The sequence below is a fragment of the Reyranella sp. genome (genome assembly GCF_052439685.1).
Lineage (GTDB): Bacteria > Pseudomonadota > Alphaproteobacteria > Reyranellales > Reyranellaceae > Reyranella.
Genome location: NZ_JBQVQG010000047.1, coordinates 1 through 22,094 on the forward strand (window position 1 = coordinate 1; position 22,094 = coordinate 22,094).

Consider the following 22,094-nt stretch of genomic DNA (forward strand, 5'->3'; position numbering starts at 1 on the left):
GGAACGCGCACCTTGCCTGTTGCCCATCCTTCGAGACGCGCCGCTTCGCGGCGCTCCTCAGGATGTGGTAAAAGGGTCAAAGTAAAATGGACTAACAGGTCATACGGCGGCCCGCCGAGCCCTTGGCGAAAGAGGAAATCTCGACATGGCAGTGACGGGCCCCCTGGGCTGCTCTCCCCGGTCGCTTCGGTGTGCGGGGCGGCCATGAGCGGCGGTCTCGTGGCGCTGCTCGACGACATCGCGTCCCTGGCGAAGCTCGCCGCCGCCTCGATCGACGACATCGCCGGACAGTCGGCAAAGGCCGGCGTCAAGGCGGCCGGCGTGGTCATCGACGACACGGCCGTCACCCCCCGCTACGTCACCGACTTCAGCCCGGCGCGCGAACTGCCGATCATCGGCCGGATCGCGCTCGGCTCGCTGCGCAACAAGCTCCTGATCCTCCTCCCCGCGGCCCTGGCGCTGAGCCTCCTGCTGCCCGGGGCGATCACGCCGCTTCTGATGATGGGCGGCGCGTACCTCTGCTACGAGGGCGCGGAGAAGCTGTACGAAGTCGTTTTCCCGCACGAGTCGCCGGCACACGAGGCGACGACCGAGCCGCTCGCCCTCGATGCGAAGACCCTCGAGGACCAGAAGATCGCGAGCGCCATCAAGACCGACTTCATCCTCTCGGCCGAGATCATGGCGATCACGCTGGCCGCCCTGCCCGCGGACAGCTGGCTGAAACAGGCGATCATCCTCGCCATCGTGGCCGTCGGCATCACCGCGGCCGTCTACGGCGCCGTGGCCCTGATCGTCAAAGCGGACGATGTAGGCCTGGCGCTGGCCCGGCTGTCGCCGGCATCGGCGCTTGCCGCGCCGTTGCGCGTCACCGGCCGCGCGATCGTGCGGGCCATGCCGCATCTCCTGAAGGCGCTCGCGGCCATCGGCACGGCGGCGATGATCTGGGTCGGCGGCGGCATCATCCTTCACGGCCTCGACGCCTACGGCCTTGGCGCACCGACGCATATGCTGCACGACGCCGGCGCCGCCGTCGCGCGCGCCGTTCCCGTGGCCAAGCCGCTCGTCGCCTGGGCGGCGGAAGCCGCCGGCTTCGGCGTGGCGGGACTTGTCATCGGGCTGCTGGCGATCCCCTTGACCAGCCGCGTGCTGTCCCCGCTCTGGCGCCAGATCAAACCGCTGGGCCGCCGAATCCTGTCGAGAGGCCGGGCCTGAGAAACTGGCGCTGCGACCCGCGCCGGCAGCGGTCGTCGAGCGAAGGATGGAGGCGCAGATCGGGTACGACGCCGGCGCCGTCTAGGCCGACGGACGCCTCTCCTCCCATTCCGCTCAGTCCCGGTTGCCCGCGCCCTCCTATTCCGGTCTCGGTGAAACTACCGCCTCGCAGCAGTTGCGAGACGTCTGAATTCCGGCGAATCGGCAAGGGCTTGAGCGCATGAGCCAGCAACAGGCGCTCTGGGATGCCGACCGAGTCAGGGCCAAGTGAAATAATGCGATCTTCGGTAGATGAACGACTCGTAGCCATTACCTCTTATTTGTCCATCTAGCCTATTGGGACCGCAAGTTGAATCCGAACCAGAGATGTGGAACGGGGTCGAACATTCTTTCAGTCCCACTCGGTCGTTGCCGGGACATACTCGTGATCCCGTGCGCCAGCCGGTTCACACGGAACGACTAGTCTATCGTGCGATTGGCGTGGCCCGCGAATACGTACTCGTCCCGGTGGTAGCCAACGATTATGCAGCCGGTCGAGGTCAATCGAAGCGAATGCGCTTGGAGGGGCACCAACGACGTCGGCAGGCTTGAAGTTGGCCGTCTGGTCGCCGGCGACGTCAGGGTTGGCAGGCGAGTTGCAGCTTGCGGGCACCGCTGCCTTCACTGAAGTCGAGCTTCTTCATGTCGGCCCAGACGATGCCGGGGCTCCCGGTGTCCTGGTAGAAACAGACCCTGGTCTTCTGGTCGGCGACGGTCAGCCAGAGCGTGTCGCCCGATGTTGGGGTGGCGCGAAATCTTGCTACCGATCGGCACACTGACGGTGCGCTTGACGCTGAAAACCGAAGCGACGGCGGTACGCGAGTCGGCTGACGGTCTAGCCTCTTTGGCTCCTCTGACGTTCAGAACCTCAACTGCAGGTCCGCAGCGAACAGATTGTAAGACTGGCGCCCCAGGCTCACCGTCCAGGAGTCCGTCGGCAAGTGAGGGGAAGCGTTTCGCCAAACGTGTAGCGCGTGGGATTGAGGGAGAGGTGCCTGTATTCGGCGAACAGGAGCAGGTTCCGGGCCACCTCCCCTTTCACGCCCGCCTTGAATTGCATGGCAAAGGCCGTCGCCGACGCGTCCGGTCCTGAGTCGAAGTGATTGATGCCGGGCTCGCTGGGGTTCGTGGAATTGGCCCCCTGGATGGACAGGCGCGCCACGCCCGCGCCCACGCCGAGATAGGGGAAGTTCCTGTGGACCAGGGCGTCTGGACGGTGAAGACCGCGTTCGCGAGCACCACGCCGACGGTCGTGGGGAGGGTGACGTACTGCGTTCCCAAGACGCTGGGGGTGATGGGCATGTCGCCGACCGGCGATTGCTGCCCGATGTAGAGGCCCTCCAGCTCGGCGGCGGGCTTCAGGGCCCATTCCGATGGTCCGAAGGTCTGACGCTTCCCTTCGTAGCCCCCCTGGAGGCCCAGCACGCCGACGGGCTCGCCGCCGGTCTTGCCCTGCGCATCGACGCCGACCCGCGTGTTCAGGGGGCCGGGAAGGTAAAAGCCCCCTTGCTGCCGTACCCGGCTCGCAGGTCGGGTGCCGAGTCGAGGCCTATCCAAGCCCACCGGAATAAACCCACGGATTTAAGGGAAATAGGCCATGAAGGCCTTCGTACGACTAATAATCGAAATATACGAAATAAACGAAACAATCGAAGCGGATGTCGCACCCTTTAGACGCGAATCGTTCTCACTTCGGGCGTGCGCCGCCGAGGGGGAATTTTAGTGGCGGGCGGCTCCAACCCGACACTTCTGGCTGGGCACGGGTTTGCGTTGGCGTCCCGGGGATGGCGGCACGTTCGAGGCAGCTATGCTTGTGGCGATCGGTCGTGGGCGGAAGCCACCTCACCCGGAGGAGCGCTCCCCGAGAGGGCGGCTCGTCGCGCGGGGTGACCTCTGCGCGGGGGGTGGGTACGGGCACCGGGTCTGTTGCCCATCCTTCGAGACGGTCGCTGCGCGACCTCCTCAGGATGAGGTCATGGGAAGGATGGAAATCGAAGCGGGAAGAGAGATCCCTCGCAAAGGCTCGGGATGACGCGCGCGGCGCGTCACTCCCACTCGATCGTGCCCGGCGGCTTGCTGGTGATGTCGTAGGTCACCCGGTTCACGCCGCGGCATTCGTTGATGATGCGGTTGGCGACCCGGCCCAGGAAGGCGTGGTCGAACGGGTAGTAGTCGGCGGTCATGCCGTCGGTCGAGTTGACGGCGCGCAGCGCGCAGGCCTGGTCGTAGGTGCGGCCGTCGCCCATCACGCCGACGGTGCGGACGGGCAGCAGCACGGCGAAGGCCTGCCAGATCTCGTCGTAGAGGCCGGCCTTGCGGATCTCGTCGAGATAGACGGCGTCGACCTCGCGCAGCAGGTCAAGCTTCTCCTTCGTGATGTCGCCGGGGATGCGGATGGCGAGGCCGGGTCCGGGGAACGGGTGGCGGTTCACCAGGTCGGCCGGCAGGCCCAGCTCGCGGCCGAGCGCCCTCACCTCGTCCTTGAACAGCTCTCTGAGCGGCTCGACCAGCTTCATGTTCATGCGCTCGGGCAGACCGCCGACATTGTGATGGCTCTTGATCGTCACCGACGGGCCGCCGGTGAAGGACACCGATTCGATCACGTCGGGATAGAGCGTGCCCTGGGCCAGGAACTGCGCGCCGCCGATCTTCTTCGCCTCGGCCTCGAACACGTCGATGAACAGCGCGCCGATGGTCTTGCGCTTCTTCTCCGGGTCGGTGACGCCGGCCAGCGCCTTCAGGAAGGTCTCCGAGGCGTCGGCGTGGATCAGCGGGATGTTGTAGTGGTCGCGGAACAGGCGGACGACCTGCTCGCCCTCGTCCTTGCGCAGGAGGCCGTGGTCGACGAACACGCATTGCAGCTGGTCGCCGATCGCCTCGTGCAGCAGCACGGCCACGACGCTGGAGTCGACCCCGCCGCTGAGGCCGCAGATCACCCGGCCCTTGCCCACCTGGGCGCGGACCTGCTCGATGGCGCGCTCGCGGAATGCGGCCATGGTCCAGTCGCCCTTGGCGCCCGCGATGTTGAGCGCGAAGTTGCGCAACAGCTTGGCGCCGTCGGGCGTGTGCATCACCTCGGGGTGGAACTGCACGCCGTAATAGCCGCGGCTCTCGTCGGCGATGGCGGCGAACGGTGCGTTCTCGCTGGTGGCGACGACCGAGAAGCCGGCCGGTAGCTTCGTCACGCGGTCGCCGTGGCTCATCCAGACCTGCTTGCGGTCGCCCGGCTGCCACACGCCGTCGAACAGGCGGGTCGAGGCCTTGATCTCGACCTCGGCGCGGCCGAACTCGCGGTGATGGCCGCTCTCGACCGAGCCGCCCAGCTCCTTGGCCATGGTCTGCTCGCCGTAGCAGATGCCCAGCACCGGCACGTCGGCTTTGAAGATGGCGGGATGGGCGGTGGGCGACTGGCCCTCGGTCACCGAGGCCGGGCCGCCGGAGAGGATGATCCCCCGTGGATCGAACGCTTTTATCCTCGCGTCATCGACGGACTGGAAGGGCAGGATTTCACAGTAAACCCCGGCCTCGCGCACGCGGCGGGCGATCAGCTGGGTAACCTGGGAACCGAAATCGACGATCAGCAAACGGTCGGTCATGGGGCGATATAAGCGTGCCGGGCCGGGGCATCAACCGCAAAGACCACTCCGAATTCATACCAACAACCTCATCGCTGAGGAGCATTGCGCAGCGATGCGTCTCGAAGGATGGGCGACAGGCACGGTGCGCGATCCCACCCTTCGAGACGGCTGCTGCGCAGCCTCCTCAGGATGAGGTGGTGCGGGTGGAAGAGTTTAGCCCTCCGCCGCCAACCGCCGCCGGATCAGCGGGGCGCGGAGGTCGCGCCAGGCGTAGGCGATCTCGTCGACGTCGGTGCCGCCCAGCGTGTCGACCCGCTCGCCCACCCGCTCGCCGCCCAGCCCCTCGTAGAAGAAGCGGGTCGGGTTCTCGGCCAGCATCCACAGGACGGCGGTGTCGCAGCGGTCGGCCTGGAGCTGGCGGAACAGCGCGCCCAGCAGCTTGCGGCCTAGGCCGAGGTTCTGGAAATCGGGCTCGACGTAGAGCGTGTAGACCTCGCCGACCTTGATCTCGCGGCCGTCGAGCCCCACGGGCATCCCTTCTGGCGGATCGCGCACCGGACCGCAGCTGCCGAAGCCCACCACGCCCATGTCGCGGTCGTCGGCCACGAAGACGCCGCGCGCCTCGGCCGGGTCCTTCAGGAGCTGCGACCACCAGGCCGACTGGCGCACGTCCGACATGGCGACCAGCATCGCGTCGGGCAGCAGGCCGGCATAGGTCGCCTGCCAGGTCTCGACATGGACCCGGCCGATCGCCGCGGCGTCGTGGCGGGAGGCGCGACGGATGCGGATCATGCCGTCTCCTCGCCCGGCTCCTCCGGCGCTTCCTGAGCCGCCTGAGGCGCCGCCTTGTCGTCCGGCTTGCGCATCGCCTTCCGGACGAGGGCCGCGGCAAAGAAGCCGTCGGTGCCGTGCTTCAGGGGCGACAGCCGCAGGTACGGCCCGTTCTCGACCTCGGGCGGCGGCTCGCTGGCGATGACGTCGCGCCAGACGGCGCCGACCGGCACGACCTCGAACCCGTCGTTGCGCTCCAGGAAGGCTCCGATCTGGTGCTCGTTCTCGGCCGGCAGGACCGAGCAGGTGGCGTAGATCAGTCCCCCGCCCGGCTTCACCAGCTTCGACGCCGCGTCGAGGATGGCGGCCTGCTTCGGCAGCAGCTCCTCGAGATCCTTCGGCTCGAGCGTCCAGCGGCCGTCGGGATTGCGCCGCCAGGTGCCGGTGCCGGTGCAGGGCGCGTCGACCAGCACGCGGTCGAAGGCGCCGGCCTGGCGCTTCAGCCACTTGCGGCTGTCGGCATCGATGGTCCGGCGCTCGACATTGTGCGCCCCGGCACGACGCAGCCGCTGGGCCGAGCGGTCGAGGCGGGACTCATAGACGTCCATCGCCACGACGCGGCCCTTGTTGTTCATGCAGGCGGCCATCGCCAGGGTCTTGCCGCCAGCGCCGGCGCAATAATCGGCGATCTGCATGCCGGGCTGGGCATCGACCAGGGCGGCCACGAGCTGCGAGCCCTCGTCCTGGATCTCGACCAGGCCGTTCTGGAAGGCATTGCCCTTCACCACCGAGAGCCGCCGCCGCAGGCGCAGGCCGTCGGGGGCGTAGCGCATCGGCTCGGTCTCGATGCCGTCGCGGGCCAGCGCCTCGCGCGCCTGCTCGACCGTGGCCTTGAGGCGATTGACGCGCAGGTCGACCGGCGGCGGCGTGTCGAGGGCGGCGATCTCACGGCCCCAGGCCTCGCCATAGGCTTCCTTGAAGTGCGGCGCGACCCATTCCTGGATGTTGAGGCGGACCCAGTCGGGCTGCTCGGGATGGGGCAGCGAATGGCCCTCCATCTGGCGCAGCGCGCGATACTCGGCCTCGTCGAGCCGCGACGGGCGATAGGTGCCGCCGTCGAACATGGCTTCGAGCCCGGCCATGTCGAGCCCCTCGACCAGCATCAGGTCGGCGGCCACGATGGCGCGCGCCCCGCGATCGGTATGGCGCGTGCGCTCCAGCCACCAGGCGAGCTGCCCGTAGCGGCGCAGGATGCTCCACACCCGATCGGACACGGCCCGGCGGTCGCCGCCGCCGATGAAGCGGCGCGAACGGAAATAGGCATTGGCGACGAGATCGGCCGGCCGTTCGCTATGGCTGACGATGTCGTCGAGGAGTTCTATGGTGGCGGCCACCCGCGCGCCCGGTGTCACGTCTGTCTCCTTCTCAAAGCATGCCGCTACGATGAATACGCCCGATGCGCAACGTCCGCGCTCCGAGCTTCTCCGCCGCACCATCCTCGTCCTCGTCTCCGTGGTGATCGGCCTCGGCCTGATCGAGATCGGCGTGCGCGCCTCGACCTGGACCTGGCTCTTCGCCTGGCCGAACTACGTGCTCGATGCGCGCAAGGTTCTGGCCGAGACGGACAATGGCCGCTCGGTGCATGACGACCGCCTGGGCTACCGCCCGCGCCCCGGCTACGCGGCGCCTGGCGTCACGATCGACCCGGATGGCTTGCGCGACAGCGGGCCTGCGCGCGCGCGCGACAAGCCGCCGATCCTCGCCGTGGGCGATTCCTTCACCTTCGGCGAGGAAGTGAGCGACGGCGAGAGCTGGCCCGCCGACCTGCAGCGCCTCACCGGCCGGCGCGTGCTGAACGGCGGCGTCAGCGGCTACGGCCTCGACCAGGTCGTGCTGCGCGCCGAAGCGCTGGCGCCGCTCTACCGGCCGGGCGCCATCGTCGTGGCCTTCATCGCCGACGACATCCGCCGCACCGAGATGCGGCGCCTGTGGAGCGCCGACAAGCCCTACTTCGATCCCGAGGGCGACGGGCTCGCGCTGCGCAACGTGCCGGTGCCGCCGCGCGCGCCCGCCGAGACAACGCTGACCTTCTGGCAGCGCACCCTGGGCTATTCCTATGCCTTCGACTTCCTGATGCGCCGGCTTGGCCTGCTGCACGACTGGTTCGGCGACCATATCCGGGTCCACAAGGAAGGCACGGGCGAACAGATCGCCTGCCGGCTCACCGCACGGCTGGCGGGGCTGCAGAAGGAGAGCGGCGCACCGGTGCTGCTGGTCGCCGAATACGATCCGGTCGTCTGGGACGATCCGAAATTCGCCGCCGAGCAGCGCCGCCTGACGGCCGGCCTGCTGGACTGCGCCCGCCGCGAGGGCCTGGCCACGCTCGACACCTACGAGGCGCTGGCCGCGACGCCCCGGCCGCGCGATCTCTACGTGCTGTGGCACATGAACGCCGCCGGCAATGCGCTGATCGCCCGGCTGGTCGCCGGCGCCCTGGGCGACAAGGGCCACTGACGTGATCGGACGGGCCGCGCTGGTCCTCGGCTCGGTGCTGGTGACGCTGCTGGTGCTCGAACTCGGCTGCCGGCTGTGGCGCGGCCCGTCCGCCCTGCTCGACTGGTCCAACATCATCCTGCGGGAACGCCAGGCCACCCTGAACGCCGGCGCCGGGCGGCTGAAGCGCGACAGCGACCTGGGCTTCGTCCTGCGGCCAGGCTACGCCGCGGACGGCGTCACCTACGACATCTTTGGGCGCCGCCTCACCCCGGCGCCGGCGGGCACGATGCTGGCCGAGCCGCCGGTGCTGGTGGTGGGCGATTCCTACGCCCACGGCGACGAGGTGAGCGACGGGGAGACCTGGGCGGCCTTGCTGCAGCCGCTGATCGGCCGCCGCACCGTCAATGCGGGCGTGAGCGGCTATGGGCTCGACCAGATTGTCCTGCGCGCCGAGCAGCAGGTGCCCGAGGTCAAGCCGGCCGCCTTGGTGCTGGTGTTCATCGCCGACGATCTGCGGCGGAGCGAGATGAAGCGCGTGTGGGGCGCGGAGAAACCCTATTTCGACCCGTCGGGCGGCACGCTGACCTTGCGCAACGTCCCCGTCCCGCCCTCGCCCGCCCCGGCCACGACGCTCGACCTCTGGCAGAGCCTGTTCGGCTGGTCGGTGCTGGTCGACACGATCCTGCGCCACAAGGGCTGGCAGTACGAATGGTCGATCGACCATGTCCGCGTGCTGCCGCGCGGCGCCGGCGAGGCCATGGCCTGCCCCCTGCTGAAGCGGCTGGCCGGCCTCGGCGTGCCGACGCTCGTGGTGGCGGAATACGATCCGTATGTCTGGAAGAACGCGGAGTATGCAACCGAGCAGCGCCGCCTCTCGCGCAGCGTGCTCGACTGTGCGCGCGCCGCAGGATTAGGGGTGCTCGACCTGTTCGAGGCGATCGACGACGGCGTGAAGCGCGACGGCCATGCCGCGATGTTCCGGACCTCGCACCCCGGCCCGCTCGGCCACCGGATCGCGGCGGAGCAGATCGCGGCGGCGCTGAAAGAGGGTTACATGCCGCCGCGGTAGTTCGGGGCCTCGCGCATGATCTCGACGTCGTGCACGTGGCTCTCGCGCAGGCCCGAGCCGGTGATGCGCAGGAACTGGCAATTGCTCTGCATCTCGCGGATCGTGCCGTTGCCGGTGTAGCCCATCGCCGCCCGCAGGCCGCCGACCAGCTGGTGCAGAATGCTGCCCACGCCGCCCTTGTAGGGCACGCGGCCCTCGATGCCCTCGGGCACCAGCTTGAGCGTGCTCTGCACTTCCTGCTGGAAGTAGCGGTCAGCCGAACCGCGCGCCATAGCGCCGATCGAGCCCATGCCGCGGTACGACTTGTAGGAGCGGCCCTGGTAGAGGATCACTTCGCCCGGCGCCTCGTCGGTGCCGGCCAGCAGCGAGCCGATCATGGCGCAGTCGGCGCCGGCGGCAATCGCCTTGGCGAGATCGCCGGAATATTTGATGCCGCCGTCGCCGATCGCCGGAACGCCCGCGGCGTGGCAGGCGTCGGCCGCTTCCATGATGGCGGTGAGCTGCGGCACGCCGACCCCAGCCACCATGCGGGTGGTGCAGATCGAGCCCGGGCCGATGCCGATCTTGACGGCGTCGGCGCCGGCGTCGATCAGCGCCTGGGCGCCCTCGCGGGTGGCGACGTTGCCCGCCATCACCTGGGTGTAGTTACTGAGCTTCTTCACCCGCGTCACGGCCTCGAGCACGCCGCGCGAATGACCGTGCGCAGTGTCGACCACGATGACGTCGACATCGGCATCAATCAGCAGCTGGGCGCGGATCAGCCCGTCCTCGCCGACGCCGGTCGCCGCGGCGGTGCGCAGGCGGCCCTTCTCGTCCTTGCTCGCGCCGGGGAACTTGTTGGCCTTCTCGATGTCCTTGACGGTGATCAGGCCGATGCAGCGATAGTTGGCGTCAACCACCAGCAGCTTCTCGATCCGGAACTGGTGGAGCAGCCGCTTGGCCTCTTCCTTGGTCGCGCCTTCGGTCACGGTGACGAGGCGTTCCTTGGTCATGAGGGTGCTGACCGGCGTGCCGCTCTCCGTGGCGAAGCGGACGTCGCGGTTGGTCAGGATGCCGGCCAGTTTGCCGCTGCCACGCTCGACCACCGGAATGCCCGAGATCTGGTTGGCCTCCATCAGCGCCAGCGCCTCGGCCAGCGTCTGGTCGGGATGGATGGTGACGGGGTTCACGACCATGCCGCTTTCGAACTTCTTGACCCGGCGGACCTCGTTGGCCTGCGCCTCGGCATCGAGGTTCTTGTGGATCACGCCGATGCCGCCGGCCTGGGCCATGGCGATTGCCATCCCCGATTCGGTGACGGTGTCCATCGCCGCCGACATCAGCGGGATGTTGAGTTCGATGGTGCGCGTGAGGCGTGTGCGGGTGTCGGTCTGTCCGGGCAGGACCGACGACGCCGCAGGCTTCAGGAGGACGTCATCGAAGGTGAGCGCTTCCTGAATCTGCATACCAACCTCCAGTGAGGAGAAATAAAAACGGCGGCCCTCGGAGAGGGCCGCCGGGTTGGCGAGCCTTTATACACACCGCCGCGCACAAGCCAAGTGCGCTGGCGCGTGTCCGTTATGCACAGGTACCCCTACACGGCACCCAGGAAATCGCGTTTCCCGATTTCCACGCCGGACTGGCGCAAGAGTGCGTAGGCCGTAGTGCAGTGGAAATAGAAGTTCGGCAGCGCGAAGTGCAGGAGATACTGCTCGCCGGTAAGCTTGAGCGGCGTGCCGGCGACCGTCAGGACGACCTCGTGGCCCTCGCTGCCGTCGATCTGTTCGGCCTTGAAACCCTCGAGATAGGCCAGCACTGCGGCGATGCGCTTCTGCAGCTCGCCCAGCGTCTTCTCCGAATTGTCATGCGCTGGCGGCACCTCGACGCCGGCGAGCCGGGCCGCGCTCTCCTCGGCGAAGCGGCAGGCGATCTGCACCTGGCGGGTCAAGGGCAGCATGTCCGGTGTCAGCCGGGTCGCACCCAGTACGGCCTCGTCAACCTTTTTCGCAACAGCCCAGGCTGAGCCCTTCTCGAGGACCTTGGCGAGCGCGCCGAGCTGGCGCTGATAGACGGGGATCGAGGCGCCGTACATGCCGAGGGACATTGGAATTCTCCGGGTTGGCCGAGGCGGCGGACTCTATCCGCGGAAACCCGTCCCGACGACGTACATTTCAGCCGAATCGGCCCGGCTGGCCTCCGGCTTGAAATGGCGTACTTTCTCGAAGTCCTTCTTCAGCCGGTCGAGCAAGGTCCGCTCGGTGCCGCCGCGCAGCACCTTGGCGACGAAGGCACCGCCGGGCTTCAGGATCTCGCGGGCAAAGTCGTGGGCGGCCTCGGCAAGCCCCATGATGCGCATGTGGTCGACCTGGGTCTCGCCAGTCGCCGCCGCCGCCATGTCGCTCAGCACGACGTCGGCTGGCCCGCCCAGCAGCTCCGTGAGCAGCGCGGGCGCATCGTCGTCATAGAAGTCCTTGGCCAGGACGGTGGCCCCGGCGACGGGCTCGACCGGCGTGAGATCGATGCCAATCACCACGCCCTTGTTCTTGCCCGAGCTCACCCGCTCGACCGAAACCTGCGTCCACCCTCCCGGCGCCGCGCCCAGATCGATGATGCGGCCGCCCGGCTTCAGGAAATGGAACTGGTCGTCGATCTGCAGCAGCTTGAAGGCCGCGCGCGAGCGATAGCCGCGTTTCTTGGCCTCCTCGACATAGGGATCGTTGAGCTGACGCTGCAACCAGCGCTGTGAGGAGACGGTCCGGCCGCGCGCCGTCTTGACGCGAACCGTAGCGCGCCGGCCCGTCGGGACGCTGCCCTTGGTACCTTTTGCCATGGTCAGTTGCCCCGGCGGCAGAGCTGGTCGGCCTCACGATCGGCCTGGCGCATCAGGTCCATCAGCACGCCCTCGCGCAGGCCGCGGTCGGCCACGCGCACGACCGGTGCCGCCCATTGCCGGCAAACGGCTTCGAGAATCGCCCCGCCCGCCAGCGCCAGATCGGCGCGATCGTCGCCGATGCACGGCAAATGGGTAAGCTGGTCGACCGACATCGTGGAAAGTTCTTCACAGATACGCAAAATTTCCTCTCGGCCGATCCTCGAACCGTCGACCAGGGTGCGGTTATAGCGCTTCAGACCCTGATGGTGTGCGCTGATCGTCGTCACGGTGCCTGAGGCGCCGATCATCTGCACCTCACCGCGCGCGATCGTCGGTCCGATCGCGTGAAGCGCGCAGAAAGGCCTGAGATCCGCCCGGATCCGTTCCACCATGTCATCGTAACAGGCCCTGGTCAGCGCCCGCTCGCGCGGCTGGCCGCGCGTACAGGATTCGGTGAGCGTAACGACGCCCCATGGCACCGAGGTCATGCCGATCAGCTCGGTGGTCGCGCAGCCTGGGCGGCCTGGACGCGGTCGGACCCGGATCCAGCTCACCTCGGTCGAACCGCCACCGATGTCAACCAGCAGGGCATAAGGGATGTCGGGGTCCAGCAGGTTCTCGCAGCTCGCGAGAGCAAGCCTCGCCTCCTCCGGTGGCTGTATCAGGTCGAAGCTGAGGCCGGTGCGTGCCTTCACCAGCCCGAGGAAATCCCCGGCGTTGCCGGCGCGGCGGCAGGCCTCGGTCGCGATGTGACGGGCGCGGGTCACGCGATTGCGTTCGATTTTGGACGCGCAGACGCCAAGCGCATGCAGCGTGCGTTCGATAGCTTCGCCACACAGCGAACCGCTCAGCGCCACCCCCTCGCCCAACCGTACCGGACGAGAATAGGCATCGATCACCTCAAAACCCTCGACCGATGCCTTAGCCACCAGGAGCCGGCAATTATTGGTGCCGAGATCGATGGCGGCGAAAGTGTGCGCAAATCGACCGCTGTGCCAGCCTCCCTTGGGCGTGGATTCCCCGGTCATTCACAACTCTTCCTTGGGAAGATCGTACCCGAGGAAACAGTCCACGGCGAGGCCCCGCTTGCCAATCGGTTCCGTCATCGCTAAATCGTGCGCCGACGAGGTCCGCAGGGTCCTTGGGGGATAGTTTAACGGTAGAACAACTGGCTCTGACCCGGTTAGTCTTGGTTCGAATCCAGGTCCCCCAGCCACCCTGCCTTGCAGATGGCTCCGACGTTTCCTCAGTCAGATTAGTCCGCCGCGGACTCGCCACTCGTAGGAAAGTCCTGACTTGGCCCCGAAAACGCGCATCGTCGTGATTGGCGCGACCTCGGCCATTGCCGAGCATTGTTGCCGGCTTTGGGTGGAGGCCGGCTCCGTCGAACTGATCCTGGTGGCGCGAAATGGGGCGCGGGCGGAGCGTATCGCAAGCGACCTGCGTGGACCCAGCGCCGAGGCGGAGATCTCGGTGGAAACGATGGACTTCCTATCGGCACCCGCCATCGCGGCGACGGTGGCACGTTGGACGGCCGAGCGGCCGCTCGACACGGCTCTGATCGCCCATGGCATTTTCTCGCCCCAGCAGCCCTGTTAGGACGACATCGAGCAGACGCGCCAATCGATCGAGATCAACGGGCTCTCGCCGGTGCTGTTCGCCGAGGCCCTGGCGGGCGCCATGGCGCGGGGGGCTGAGGAACAATCGGCCTGATCGGATCGATCGCAGGCGACCGCGGCAGTCGCGCCAACTACGTCCATGGCGCCTCGAAGGCTTTGATCGACCGCTATTCCGAGGGATTGCGCCACCTGTTCGCCGGCTCCGACGTCAGGATCGTGATTATCAAGCCCGGCCCGACCGATACGCCCATGGCGTCGCCGTACAAGGCGCAAGGATGGCGCCTCGCCCCGGTCGAGGAAGTAGCCCACGGTGCGGTCGAGGCGATGAGGCGCGGCACGCCGGTCGCCTACCTGCCAAGGCGCTGGAAGTTCATCATGCTGGTGGCGCGAGCCCTGCCCGACTTTCTATTCAACAGAAACGATTTCTGACACGCATCCCGTAAATCGCGTTGGGAGGGCTCCGGCGCCCCAATATAGTAATTGTCGATGCAGCCCTTCTCACCGACGGTTTCGATCGTCGTCCCAACCTTCAACGAATCACGAAACCTGCGGCGACTCGTGCATCTGCTCGACAGGGCGATGGGCACAATCCCATGGGAAGTCGTCTTCGTGGACGATGACAGCCCCGACGGGACCTGGAAAGTGGCGAAGGACCTCGCTCGAACGGATGCCCGCGTGCGCTGCATCCGTCGGATCGGCCGGCGTGGCCTGGCGGGCGCATGCATCGAGGGTGCCCTGAGCTCTGCCGCGCCGTACGTCGCGGTCATGGATGCCGACCTTCAGCACGATGAGACGATTCTGCCCGCCATGGTGGCAAAGCTTGTGAGTGGCGAAGCGGAGATCGTCATCGGGAGCCGGTTCGTCGGCGACGGCAGCAGCACGCTCGGATTCACCACCGGGCGCGCCTTCGCGAGCCGTGTCGCGACCCGCCTCGCCGCCATCCTCATTGGCCGGCAGGTCTCCGATCCAATGAGCGGCTTCTTCGCCTTGAAGCGCCAGGTCTTCGAGACCGTGGCGCCGCGCCTCGTCCCATCGGGCTTCAAGATTCTGGTCGACATCCTGGCCAGCAGCCGGGGCCAGGTTCGAGTCACCGAGGTCGCGTATCGCTTCCGCTCGCGCCAGGAAGGCCGGTCCAAGTTCGACGCGCGTGCCATTCTCGACTTCTTTGGCCTCCTGCTGCATCGGATGACCGGCGGCATGGTCTCGGTCCGATTCCTGTTCTTCATGATCGTTGGCTCGACGGGCATCGCGATCCACCTCCTCGCCCTGCGCGGGGGATTGCTGGCCGGACTGGGGTTCGACACGGCGCAGTCGCTGGCGACCGTTGCCGCAATGACGTCGAACTTCCTGGTGAACAACCAGCTCACCTATAGCGACATGAAACTGAGCGGAGCCGCAGCCTTGGCGGGCCTGCTGAAATTCTACGTCGTCTGCGGCGTAGGCGCGCTCGCCAATATCGGCGTGGCGTCGTGGCTCTTCCTCTCGAACGAGGACTGGTGGGTTGCCGGGATCGCCGGCGTTATCGTCGGCGCCACATTCAACTACACGATGAGTTCGATCATCGTCTGGCGGCAGCAGCAGAACTGAGGCGGCACCCTTCGGCGCCGCCCCTCGTCCCTCAGCGGGCGTTCTCTTTTTCGAAGTCCGGCACCGCCGCCGATGCGGCCGCGAAGCGCGGCGCCTTGGTGGCCTTCAGGGCCTCGGCGCCACCGTCGGTCTGCATGATCTTCGCCATGATCGCCTGCTGCGCACGCTCGAAGACGCCGCGATTCTCGATCAGGAACTTCTGCGATTCGCGCAACTTGGTCACGTAGCCATTGATCTCGGGAATGACGTAGCGTGCGACCATATCCCAGCTGCGGCGCGTGTTCTCCGGGTTGGCCCAGTCATGGACAAAGCCCACGACCGTGCCGAAGCCGCCGCTCTTGGCATAGACGTCCTTGATGACCTTCACCAGATCGTCCGGCGTGCCGATCGTGGCGGCGGAGCCCGGCGTGAAGGCGGTCTTATCCACTGCATCGTCGGGATCAGTGAAGGGTGCCGCACCCGGCCGCTGCAGGGTGCCGACGATGTACTCGTTATGCCACCGCATCAGGCCGTGACGGGCTTCCTCGCGCGCCTTCTCCCGCGTCTCCGCCACGTGCCAGCTCAGCAGCACGCGCCAGTTCCGGCGATCGACCGTCTGGCCGTGCTTCTTCGCGGCGTCCTCGGCGAACTTCCACTGCGTCGGCAGCGCCAGTAGCCCCTCGTTCGACATCGAGCCGATGGAGATGATGCCGATCCCATGCTTGCCCGCCAGGGTCATGCCCGAGGGGCTGACCTGCGAGGCGACGACGAACGGCATGTCCTCCTGCAACGGCAGGAGCTGCAGCGCGGCGTCCTGCATCGTGTACCAGTCGGTCTTGTCGGTGACCCTCTCGCCCTTGAACAGGCGGCGGATAATGCCGATGGCATGATCCTGGCGGTCACGCTGGAGCATAGGGTCGATGCCGAGCGTGTGCGCGTCGGACGCCAGTGCGCCGGGACCGGAGCCAAAGATCGCCCGGCCGCCGGTCATGTGATCGAGCTGCACCATGCGCTGGGCGACGTTGTAGGGATGGTGGTAGGGCAGCGAGATCACGCCGGTCCCGAGCTTGATGCGCTTGCTGCGCTCGCCCGCCGCCGCCAGGAACATTTCGGGCGAGGCGATCATCTCCCAACCGCTGGAATGATGTTCGCCGCACCAGAATTCGTCGTAGCCCAGCCCGTCCAGCTGCTCGACGAGGTCGAGATCCCGCCGGAACTGCAGCATGGGGCTCTCGCCGATCGGATGGTGCGGCGCGAGAAAGGCGCCGAATTTGAGCCGCTGCATGGTTCGCTCTCCCGATACTATTGGTGTGCAATGGGCGACGATCATGCCGCGATCTGACTCCTCGCAGGAAGCCCTACGAGTGCGCTATTTCGGTGGGCGGACGAACTTGGCTAGCGCCGCTGCGCGCGACGCGGGGTCGTGCCGCCCGGTGGTGATGTAGCTGGTCGGAGCAAGGCCGCGAGCGAGCGCGCCCTTCGGGTGCGCTGAGAGCGCGGCCTTGCGGCGGTCACCGGCGATTTCTCGGGTAGAGCGGGTTGCGAAGATCAACTCATGACCAAGGAAGCCACGATGGACCGCCGAGATGATCAACCTGCGTTCGCTCGTGGAGAAGCTCCCGGACGCCGATATTCTGCGCGATATGATCTCGTTTGCCACCGAGCAGCTGATGGAGATCGAGATCGGTGCGCTGACCGGCGCCGGCCATGGCGAGAAGGGTGCGGCCCGCCTGGGCGCAGCGCCACTGTTACCGCGAGCGAGTTTGCGAGATGCGGGCCGGCACTGTCGAGTTGCGTTTCGCGCGGCTGCGCAAGGATAGCTACTTCACCGGCCTCCTCGAACCGGGTCGAATAGCCGAGAAGGCGCTGACCGCCTTCATCCAGGAAGCCTACAGGATAAACGATGTTCGCCTGCGCGCGAGGTCCGCGGCACCGATGTTATTACCGGTGCAGGCGGTCGTCGTCGTTGGACGATGGACGCCAAGGCGCGGGTCGTCGAGGCGACGCTGGAGCCGGGAGCACCGGTGTCAGTGGTCGCGCGCCGCCATGGGCTGGCGCCGCAGCAGGTGCTCGCCTGGCGTCGCGAATCGCGCCAGCGGAGCGAGGAAGCAGGACCGCAGTTTGTGCCGGTGGTCGAGATGCCATCAACGCATCAACGACGTCGGCAGCAAGCCGCGCCCATGGCGCCGATCGAACTCGAGATCGGAAGTGTGAGGGTGCGGATCGGCGACGGCGCCACAGCCTCGATCGTATCGGCGGTGATCCGGGTGTTGAAGGCGATCTCGTGATCGGGCCGACCGGGACGGTCCGCGTCATGGTGGCGACTACGCCGGTCGACTTCTGCAAGGGCATGAAGGGGCTGGCCGCCTTGGTGCGCGAGGCGATGGGAGCCGACCTTTTCTGCGAGACGATTTACGTGTTCCGAGCCAAGCGTGCCGATCGGGTCAAGTTGATCTTCTGGGATGGCAAGGGCATGGTGCTGATGGCCGAGCGTCTGGAGGATGGCAAGTTCCGCTGGCCGGGCGTACAGGATGCGATCCTGCGGCTGAGCGCGGCCGAACTGCAGGCGCTGGTCGAAGGACTCGACTGGCGACCGTGCCGACGGCAGCGAGTTGATCGCGGCGCACATCGCCAAATCGTTCGCAAGTTGCGCGCGGCTGTGATTCACTTGCCTTGTGCTCCCGCCCGCTGATGCTCGTCCTGACGATGCTGGCCTGCTCAAGGCGCTGCTGATCGCCGAGCGGCTCGAGAGCGAGCGGTTGCGCCAGATCGTCCGGGGAGTTCCAGCGTCATCGCTTCGGGCGGCGAGCCGAGAGCCTGTCGGAGGATCAGCTTCAGCTTGCGCTGGAGGATACCGAGCAGGAAGCGGCGTCGGGCCTGGCCGAGTCCGAGCAGAAGCCCCTCGCCGAGTGCAAGGCGCGCGCCACGCGCCGGCGGAGCAACCGCAGTGCACTGCCGGCGCACCTGCCGCGGATCGAGATGGTGGTCGATGTGACGAGCACGGTATGCCCGTGTTGTGCCGGGACACTGCACCGCCTCGGTGAGGGCGTCTCGGAGCGCCTTGACATCGTGCCGGCGCAGTTCCGAGGCTGGTGGTGCGTCGCCCGAAGTATGCCTGCCGGTGTTGCACCGATGTGGTCGTGCAGACGCCGGCGCCGGCCCGACTGATCTAAGGCGGACTGCCCACCGAGGCGACCGTCGCCCAGGTGCTGGTCTCGAGGGTCGGCGACCGTCTTCCGCTCTATCGACCGGCGCAGATCTATGCCCGCCAGGGCGTTGCTCTGGATCGCTCGCCCTGGCCGACTGGGTGGGGCGCGCGTCCTTCCTGCTGCGGCCAGTGCACGAACGGCTGCTCGACAGGTTGAAAGCCTCGGCCAAGCTGTTCGCCGACGAGACGACGGCCCCGGTGCTCGATCCAGGGCGTATACGGACCAAGACCGGCCAGCTCTTCGCCTATGTCCGGGACGACCGACCGTGGGGCGGCACCGATCCGCCGGGCGTTGCCTACGTCTACGCGCCGGATCGCAAGGCCGAGCGACCGATCGCTCATCTCGCCGGCTTCAAGGGCATTCTGCAGGTCGACGGCTACGGCGGTTACAAGGCGCTGGCCAGGCAGGGCGACGTGCAGCTCGCCTTCTGCTGGAGCCAGGTGCGCCGGCACTTCTACGAACTCGCTACACCCGGGCCCGCGCCGATCGCCAGCGAAGCGCTGACGCGCATCGCCGAGCTCTACCGCACCGAGGCCGAGATCCGCGGCCGTTCCGCCGAGGAGCGTCACCGGGTCCGCCAGCAGCGCACCCGGCCGCTGGTCGCAGCGCTCGAGCCGTGGCTCCGCGCCAAGCTTCAACTCATCAGCCAGAAGACCAAGCTCGCCGAGGCGATCTGCTACGCACTGTCACGCTGGCAGGGGCTGTACCTGTTCCTCGACGATGGTCGCATCGAGATCGACAACAAAGTCGTCGAGTGCAGCATCCGTCCCCTCGCTCTGACCCGAAAAAATGCTCTGTTCGCCGGCTCCGACGGTGGCGTCGAACACTGGGCGGTGATCGCCTCGCTTATCCAGACCTGCAAGCTGATTGGCGTCGGCCCGTACCGCTACCTGGCCGAAATCATCACCCGCATCGTCGACGGTCACCCAAATAGCCGCCTCGACGAGCTCCTTCCATGGACATATTCCCACTACGCCAAATCTCTTGGCCGTGGCCCGAAAACGACGCTTACCATCCAGGGTATCTCGCCCCGTTCTTTCGACGCCTTGGTCAAGGCCATGGGCATGAGCGGGATATGAAAGAACCTAATGAGTAGATTGTGCGAGGACATCGACCAGAGGATGAAGGCTTTCCACGACCGCCCCATCGAGGCTGTGACCTGCCCGCGATAATCGACCGTGGGGCGGTGCCGATCCGCCCGCGGTCGCCTACGTCTACGCACCCGACCGCAAGGCCGAGCGTCCGATTGCCCATCTCCAGGGGTTCCGGGGCGTCCTCCAGGTCGACGGCTATGCTGGCTATCGTGCTTTGGCCAAGGCTGGAGACGTGCAGCTTGCCTTCTGTTGGGCGCACGTCCGCCGGCGCTTCTACGAGATCGCCAAGGGCGGCAATGCGCCGATCGGGACGGAGGCACTGGCGCGCATCGCCCGGATTTACGAGATCGAGGCCGCGATCCGAGGCACCAGCGCCGACGCCCGCCGCGCCGTTCGTCAAGCCACCACGGCGCCTGTGGTCGAGGCGCCGAGGACCTGGTTCGATATCCAGCTCGCCGCCGTCTGCCGGAAGAGCGACACCGCCGAGGCGCTGCATCACGCCATCGCGCACTGGCCGGGCTTGACCCGCTTCCTCGACGGCGGACGCGTCGAGGCCGACTCCAACATCGTCGAGCGTGCCATCGGCCGATCGCACTAAACCGCAAGAACGCCCTGTTCGCCGGTTCCGACGGTGGCGGCGAGCATTGGGCTATCCTCGCCTCGCTGATCGAGATCTGTAAGCTGATAGACGTCGAGCCCCACGCCTATCTCACCGACATCACTATTCGCATCGTCGATGGCCACTGCCAAAGCCGCCTCAACGAGCTTCTGCCTTGGGCCTATCCCGCGACTCTCAACTTCAAGGCGGTGGCCTAAAAGCGCTGCTTACGAGGATCTTGGCTCCCGTTGCTTTAGAGTCCCATGTCGGAACCGTCGCCCTATCAGCCGGGTCGGCGCTGCCAGACATTGAGCGTGACTCGGACCGGGCTCGACCGTCCACAATGGACCCCCGTCAGAAACTCAAGTACCCACAATGTCCGTAGTACCTTGGGGAACTTGTCCACGAACAGACCCCGAGCGGGATCGCCCACTTTCTCGATCAGCCAGCCGCCCATCCTACAACGCAGCCGGGTGGACCTGCGGATGATCCGAAAGGTAATGTTCCCCATCTCGAATTCGTAACCAGTGATCTGGTTCCGTTCGAACGCAGGGATTGCACTAGCCCGGAGTTGACGCGCTTCGATCCGGACGGAGGGAACGAATCGTTCTTGTTCGAGTAAGACATCGAAGGATTTTTCGATCGCCTCTTGTAGCCTCGGCCGGAAATCACCCTCAGTCTGAGTTGGCGGGAAGCTGGCCGGGACGGAACGACCAGACTTGTGGTCGAGCTTGGGTTGAATCTCTATAGGCATAACTTAACTTTCTTCGGCGCGCAGCCGACACCCACCTGGACGGAATTTTCCAGGAGATCACTGAGAACATTGCCCAGAATCGGAGAGTTGAAGGCCCTTGCCGGCGACGATCCCGCGCCGAAGCGCGTATCGATCAACTCTGGTGTCGCTCGACGCACGAGGCGCGAAGCGGCGAAGTCATCATAAGACTAAATAGGCGCAGAAATTCGGAAGTCAAGGGTGATATGCTGACGATAATGATCCCCTCTGGACGCTGATCGCGGTCGAGCCGCTCCGTTACCTGGCCGAAATCATAACCCGCATCGTCAATAGCCATCGCCAAAGCCGTCTCGACGAGCTTCTACCCTGGATCTACTCCACTACACCACCTCAGGGCCGCGGCCTGAGAACAGCACTTACGGGCGGGAAATGCCCAAGGCATAAGCATCGTCAATGCGGCTTTGGGGATGGCTATTGACGATGCGGGTTATGATTTCGGCCAGGTAGCGGTACGGCTCGACCTGATCAACTTGCAGGTCTCGATGCCGGAGGCTGTTTGGCGATTGTTGAACCAGTCGACCCATTCCAGCGTCGCGAAGTCGACGGCTTCGAATGATCGCTACGCCCGCGCCGATGAATGACCTCGGCCTTGTAAAGTCCGTCGATGGTCTCGGCCAGAGCATTGTCGTAGCTGTCGCCAACGCTGCCCAGCGACGGCCCAATACCAGCGTCGGCCAGGCGTTCGGCATACTTGATCGAGACGTACTGGCTGTGATGGACAGCCCGCCGCAATGAAGGGGCCGTCGGTTGTGCAGAGCCTGCTCCAGTGCATCGAGCACTAAGCCGGCGTGTGCCGTCCTGCCGACTCGCTAGCCGACGATGCGGTGAGCATAGGCATTGATCACGAAGGCCACGTAGACGAAGTCGGCCCAGGTCGCCACATAGGTGAAGTCGGACAGCCACAACGCGTTCGGGTGCTCCTCCCAGAACTGCCGATTGACGTGGTCCAACGGGTATGGTGCTGCCTTGTCGCCGATGACGTGCTCCCCGTTTTTCACACGTCGGCAGGTTGAGTCTGTTCCTCTTTTGCTCTGGTGGTTGATGGTGCGACGGGGCGGGGCGCGAAGCCCCCGATCGAGCGCAGCGTTCCGCCCTGTTGCTCTTCGGGTCTGCGCGTAGCGCCGAACACCGCCGGAGGCAACCGCCCCAGACGGCCATGCGGCCTGATCGTGTTGTAGTCGATGCGCCAAGCCTCGACG

20 protein-coding genes, 1 tRNA gene and 5 pseudogenes are annotated in these 22,094 nt (G+C 66.5%); 14 read left to right on the top strand and 12 right to left on the bottom strand.

What is annotated here, in order from left to right; genetic code table 11:
* Positions 1-206 (bottom strand): hypothetical protein (locus ACT6UX_RS29185; RefSeq protein WP_444778665.1); only part of this gene is annotated, 206 nt, incomplete at its 3' end.
* Here ACT6UX_RS29185 and ACT6UX_RS29190 point away from each other — a divergent pair.
* A complete protein-coding gene (locus tag ACT6UX_RS29190) occupies positions 205-1,212 on the top strand; it encodes a DUF808 domain-containing protein (RefSeq protein ID WP_444778666.1) in 1,008 nt (335 codons plus the stop codon). The genes ACT6UX_RS29185 and ACT6UX_RS29190 overlap by 2 nt on opposite strands.
* A 617-nt stretch (positions 1,213-1,829) precedes the next feature.
* Here ACT6UX_RS29190 and ACT6UX_RS29195 read toward each other — a convergent pair.
* The 4 genes from ACT6UX_RS29195 to ACT6UX_RS29210 all read right to left on the bottom strand — a co-directional run bounded on the left by ACT6UX_RS29195 (position 1,830) and on the right by ACT6UX_RS29210 (position 7,012).
* The gene (locus ACT6UX_RS29195; protein WP_444778667.1) at positions 1,830-2,027 is read right to left on the bottom strand and encodes a hypothetical protein; all 198 of its coding nucleotides are present in this window, start codon (positions 2,025-2,027) and stop codon (positions 1,830-1,832) included.
* 1,269 nt (positions 2,028-3,296) lie between these two features.
* The gene (gene guaA / locus ACT6UX_RS29200; protein WP_444778668.1) at positions 3,297-4,847 is read right to left on the bottom strand and encodes a glutamine-hydrolyzing GMP synthase; all 1,551 of its coding nucleotides are present in this window, start codon (positions 4,845-4,847) and stop codon (positions 3,297-3,299) included.
* A gap of 195 nt (positions 4,848-5,042) precedes the next feature.
* A complete protein-coding gene (locus tag ACT6UX_RS29205) occupies positions 5,043-5,621 on the bottom strand; it encodes a GNAT family N-acetyltransferase (RefSeq protein WP_444778669.1) in 579 nt (192 codons plus the stop codon).
* Complete coding sequence (locus ACT6UX_RS29210; protein ID WP_444778670.1) at positions 5,618-7,012, bottom strand: RsmB/NOP family class I SAM-dependent RNA methyltransferase; 1,395 nt, start codon at positions 7,010-7,012, stop codon at positions 5,618-5,620. Before ACT6UX_RS29210 ends, ACT6UX_RS29205 begins: the two co-directional genes overlap by 4 nt.
* Before the next feature lie 31 nt (positions 7,013-7,043).
* Between ACT6UX_RS29210 and ACT6UX_RS29215 the strand changes: the two genes are divergently transcribed.
* Both ACT6UX_RS29215 and ACT6UX_RS29220 read left to right on the top strand, forming a co-directional pair.
* Positions 7,044-8,114 (top strand): SGNH/GDSL hydrolase family protein, encoded by a 1,071-nt coding sequence (locus ACT6UX_RS29215; RefSeq protein ID WP_444778671.1) that lies wholly within the window; start codon positions 7,044-7,046, stop codon positions 8,112-8,114.
* A 1-nt stretch (position 8,115) separates the two neighbouring features.
* Positions 8,116-9,165: an SGNH/GDSL hydrolase family protein gene (locus ACT6UX_RS29220; protein ID WP_444778672.1), complete on the top strand. Its 1,050-nt coding sequence runs from the start codon at positions 8,116-8,118 to the stop codon at positions 9,163-9,165.
* Here the strand turns inward: ACT6UX_RS29220 and guaB are convergent.
* The 4 genes from guaB to ACT6UX_RS29240 all read right to left on the bottom strand — a co-directional run bounded on the left by guaB (position 9,147) and on the right by ACT6UX_RS29240 (position 13,044).
* Positions 9,147-10,610, bottom strand: coding sequence for an IMP dehydrogenase (gene guaB / locus ACT6UX_RS29225; RefSeq protein ID WP_444778673.1), 1,464 nt, complete (start codon positions 10,608-10,610; stop codon positions 9,147-9,149). The two genes, ACT6UX_RS29220 and guaB, sit on opposite strands and share 19 nt — an antisense overlap.
* A gap of 128 nt (positions 10,611-10,738) precedes the next feature.
* Positions 10,739-11,248, bottom strand: coding sequence for a DUF1993 domain-containing protein (locus tag ACT6UX_RS29230; RefSeq protein WP_444778674.1), 510 nt, complete (start codon positions 11,246-11,248; stop codon positions 10,739-10,741).
* Between the two features lie 33 nt (positions 11,249-11,281).
* Complete coding sequence (locus ACT6UX_RS29235; protein WP_444778675.1) at positions 11,282-11,974, bottom strand: RlmE family RNA methyltransferase; 693 nt, start codon at positions 11,972-11,974, stop codon at positions 11,282-11,284.
* A gap of 2 nt (positions 11,975-11,976) precedes the next feature.
* Positions 11,977-13,044 carry a Ppx/GppA phosphatase family protein gene (locus tag ACT6UX_RS29240; protein ID WP_444778676.1) on the bottom strand — a complete coding sequence of 356 codons (1,068 nt, stop codon included), beginning with the start codon at positions 13,042-13,044 and terminating at the stop codon, positions 11,977-11,979.
* A 114-nt stretch (positions 13,045-13,158) separates the two neighbouring features.
* Here ACT6UX_RS29240 and ACT6UX_RS29245 point away from each other — a divergent pair.
* From ACT6UX_RS29245 to ACT6UX_RS29260, 4 genes are all read left to right on the top strand, one after another.
* A tRNA-Gln gene (locus ACT6UX_RS29245) sits at positions 13,159-13,232 on the top strand.
* Positions 13,233-13,312: 80 nt separating this feature from the next.
* Complete coding sequence (locus ACT6UX_RS29250; protein ID WP_444778677.1) at positions 13,313-13,615, top strand: hypothetical protein; 303 nt, start codon at positions 13,313-13,315, stop codon at positions 13,613-13,615.
* 110 nt (positions 13,616-13,725) lie between these two features.
* Positions 13,726-14,064: an SDR family NAD(P)-dependent oxidoreductase gene (locus ACT6UX_RS29255; protein ID WP_444778681.1), complete on the top strand. Its 339-nt coding sequence runs from the start codon at positions 13,726-13,728 to the stop codon at positions 14,062-14,064.
* 57 nt (positions 14,065-14,121) lie between these two features.
* Positions 14,122-15,222, top strand: a complete 1,101-nt coding sequence (locus ACT6UX_RS29260) for a glycosyltransferase family 2 protein (RefSeq protein ID WP_444778678.1) — start codon at positions 14,122-14,124, stop codon at positions 15,220-15,222.
* 31 nt (positions 15,223-15,253) lie between these two features.
* Here ACT6UX_RS29260 and ACT6UX_RS29265 read toward each other — a convergent pair whose 3' ends face one another.
* Complete coding sequence (locus ACT6UX_RS29265) at positions 15,254-16,486, bottom strand: LLM class flavin-dependent oxidoreductase (protein WP_444778679.1); 1,233 nt, start codon at positions 16,484-16,486, stop codon at positions 15,254-15,256.
* Positions 16,487-16,787: 301 nt separating this feature from the next.
* Here ACT6UX_RS29265 and ACT6UX_RS29270 point away from each other — a divergent pair.
* From ACT6UX_RS29270 to ACT6UX_RS29300, 7 genes and pseudogenes are all read left to right on the top strand, one after another.
* Positions 16,788-17,094, top strand: a pseudogene (locus tag ACT6UX_RS29270) (transposase); the annotation flags it as partial.
* Positions 17,095-17,141: 47 nt separating this feature from the next.
* Positions 17,142-17,489 (top strand): IS66-like element accessory protein TnpA, encoded by a 348-nt coding sequence (gene tnpA, locus ACT6UX_RS29275; protein WP_444778682.1) that lies wholly within the window; start codon positions 17,142-17,144, stop codon positions 17,487-17,489.
* Positions 17,486-17,893 carry an IS66 family insertion sequence element accessory protein TnpB gene (tnpB, locus tag ACT6UX_RS29280; RefSeq protein ID WP_444778680.1) on the top strand — a complete coding sequence of 136 codons (408 nt, stop codon included), beginning with the start codon at positions 17,486-17,488 and terminating at the stop codon, positions 17,891-17,893. Before tnpA ends, tnpB begins: the two co-directional genes overlap by 4 nt.
* Positions 17,877-19,375, top strand: a pseudogene (gene tnpC, locus ACT6UX_RS29285) (IS66 family transposase); the annotation flags it as partial. The gene tnpB and the pseudogene tnpC (ACT6UX_RS29285), both read left to right, overlap by 17 nt.
* A gap of 48 nt (positions 19,376-19,423) precedes the next feature.
* Positions 19,424-19,561, top strand: a pseudogene (locus tag ACT6UX_RS29290) (transposase); the annotation flags it as partial.
* Positions 19,562-19,571: 10 nt separating this feature from the next.
* Positions 19,572-20,320 (top strand): annotated as a pseudogene (tnpC, locus tag ACT6UX_RS29295) (IS66 family transposase); the annotation flags it as partial.
* Positions 20,321-21,112: 792 nt separating this feature from the next.
* The gene (locus ACT6UX_RS29300) at positions 21,113-21,313 is read left to right on the top strand and encodes a transposase domain-containing protein (RefSeq protein ID WP_444778683.1); all 201 of its coding nucleotides are present in this window, start codon (positions 21,113-21,115) and stop codon (positions 21,311-21,313) included.
* Between the two features lie 63 nt (positions 21,314-21,376).
* On the opposite strand, the pseudogene ACT6UX_RS29305 reads toward ACT6UX_RS29300, so the two are convergent.
* Positions 21,377-21,896 (bottom strand): annotated as a pseudogene (locus ACT6UX_RS29305) (DDE-type integrase/transposase/recombinase); the annotation flags it as partial.
* Positions 21,890-22,078 (bottom strand): hypothetical protein, encoded by a 189-nt coding sequence (locus ACT6UX_RS29310; protein ID WP_444778684.1) that lies wholly within the window; start codon positions 22,076-22,078, stop codon positions 21,890-21,892. The gene ACT6UX_RS29310 and the pseudogene ACT6UX_RS29305, both read right to left, overlap by 7 nt.
* Positions 22,079-22,094 lie beyond the last annotated feature (16 nt).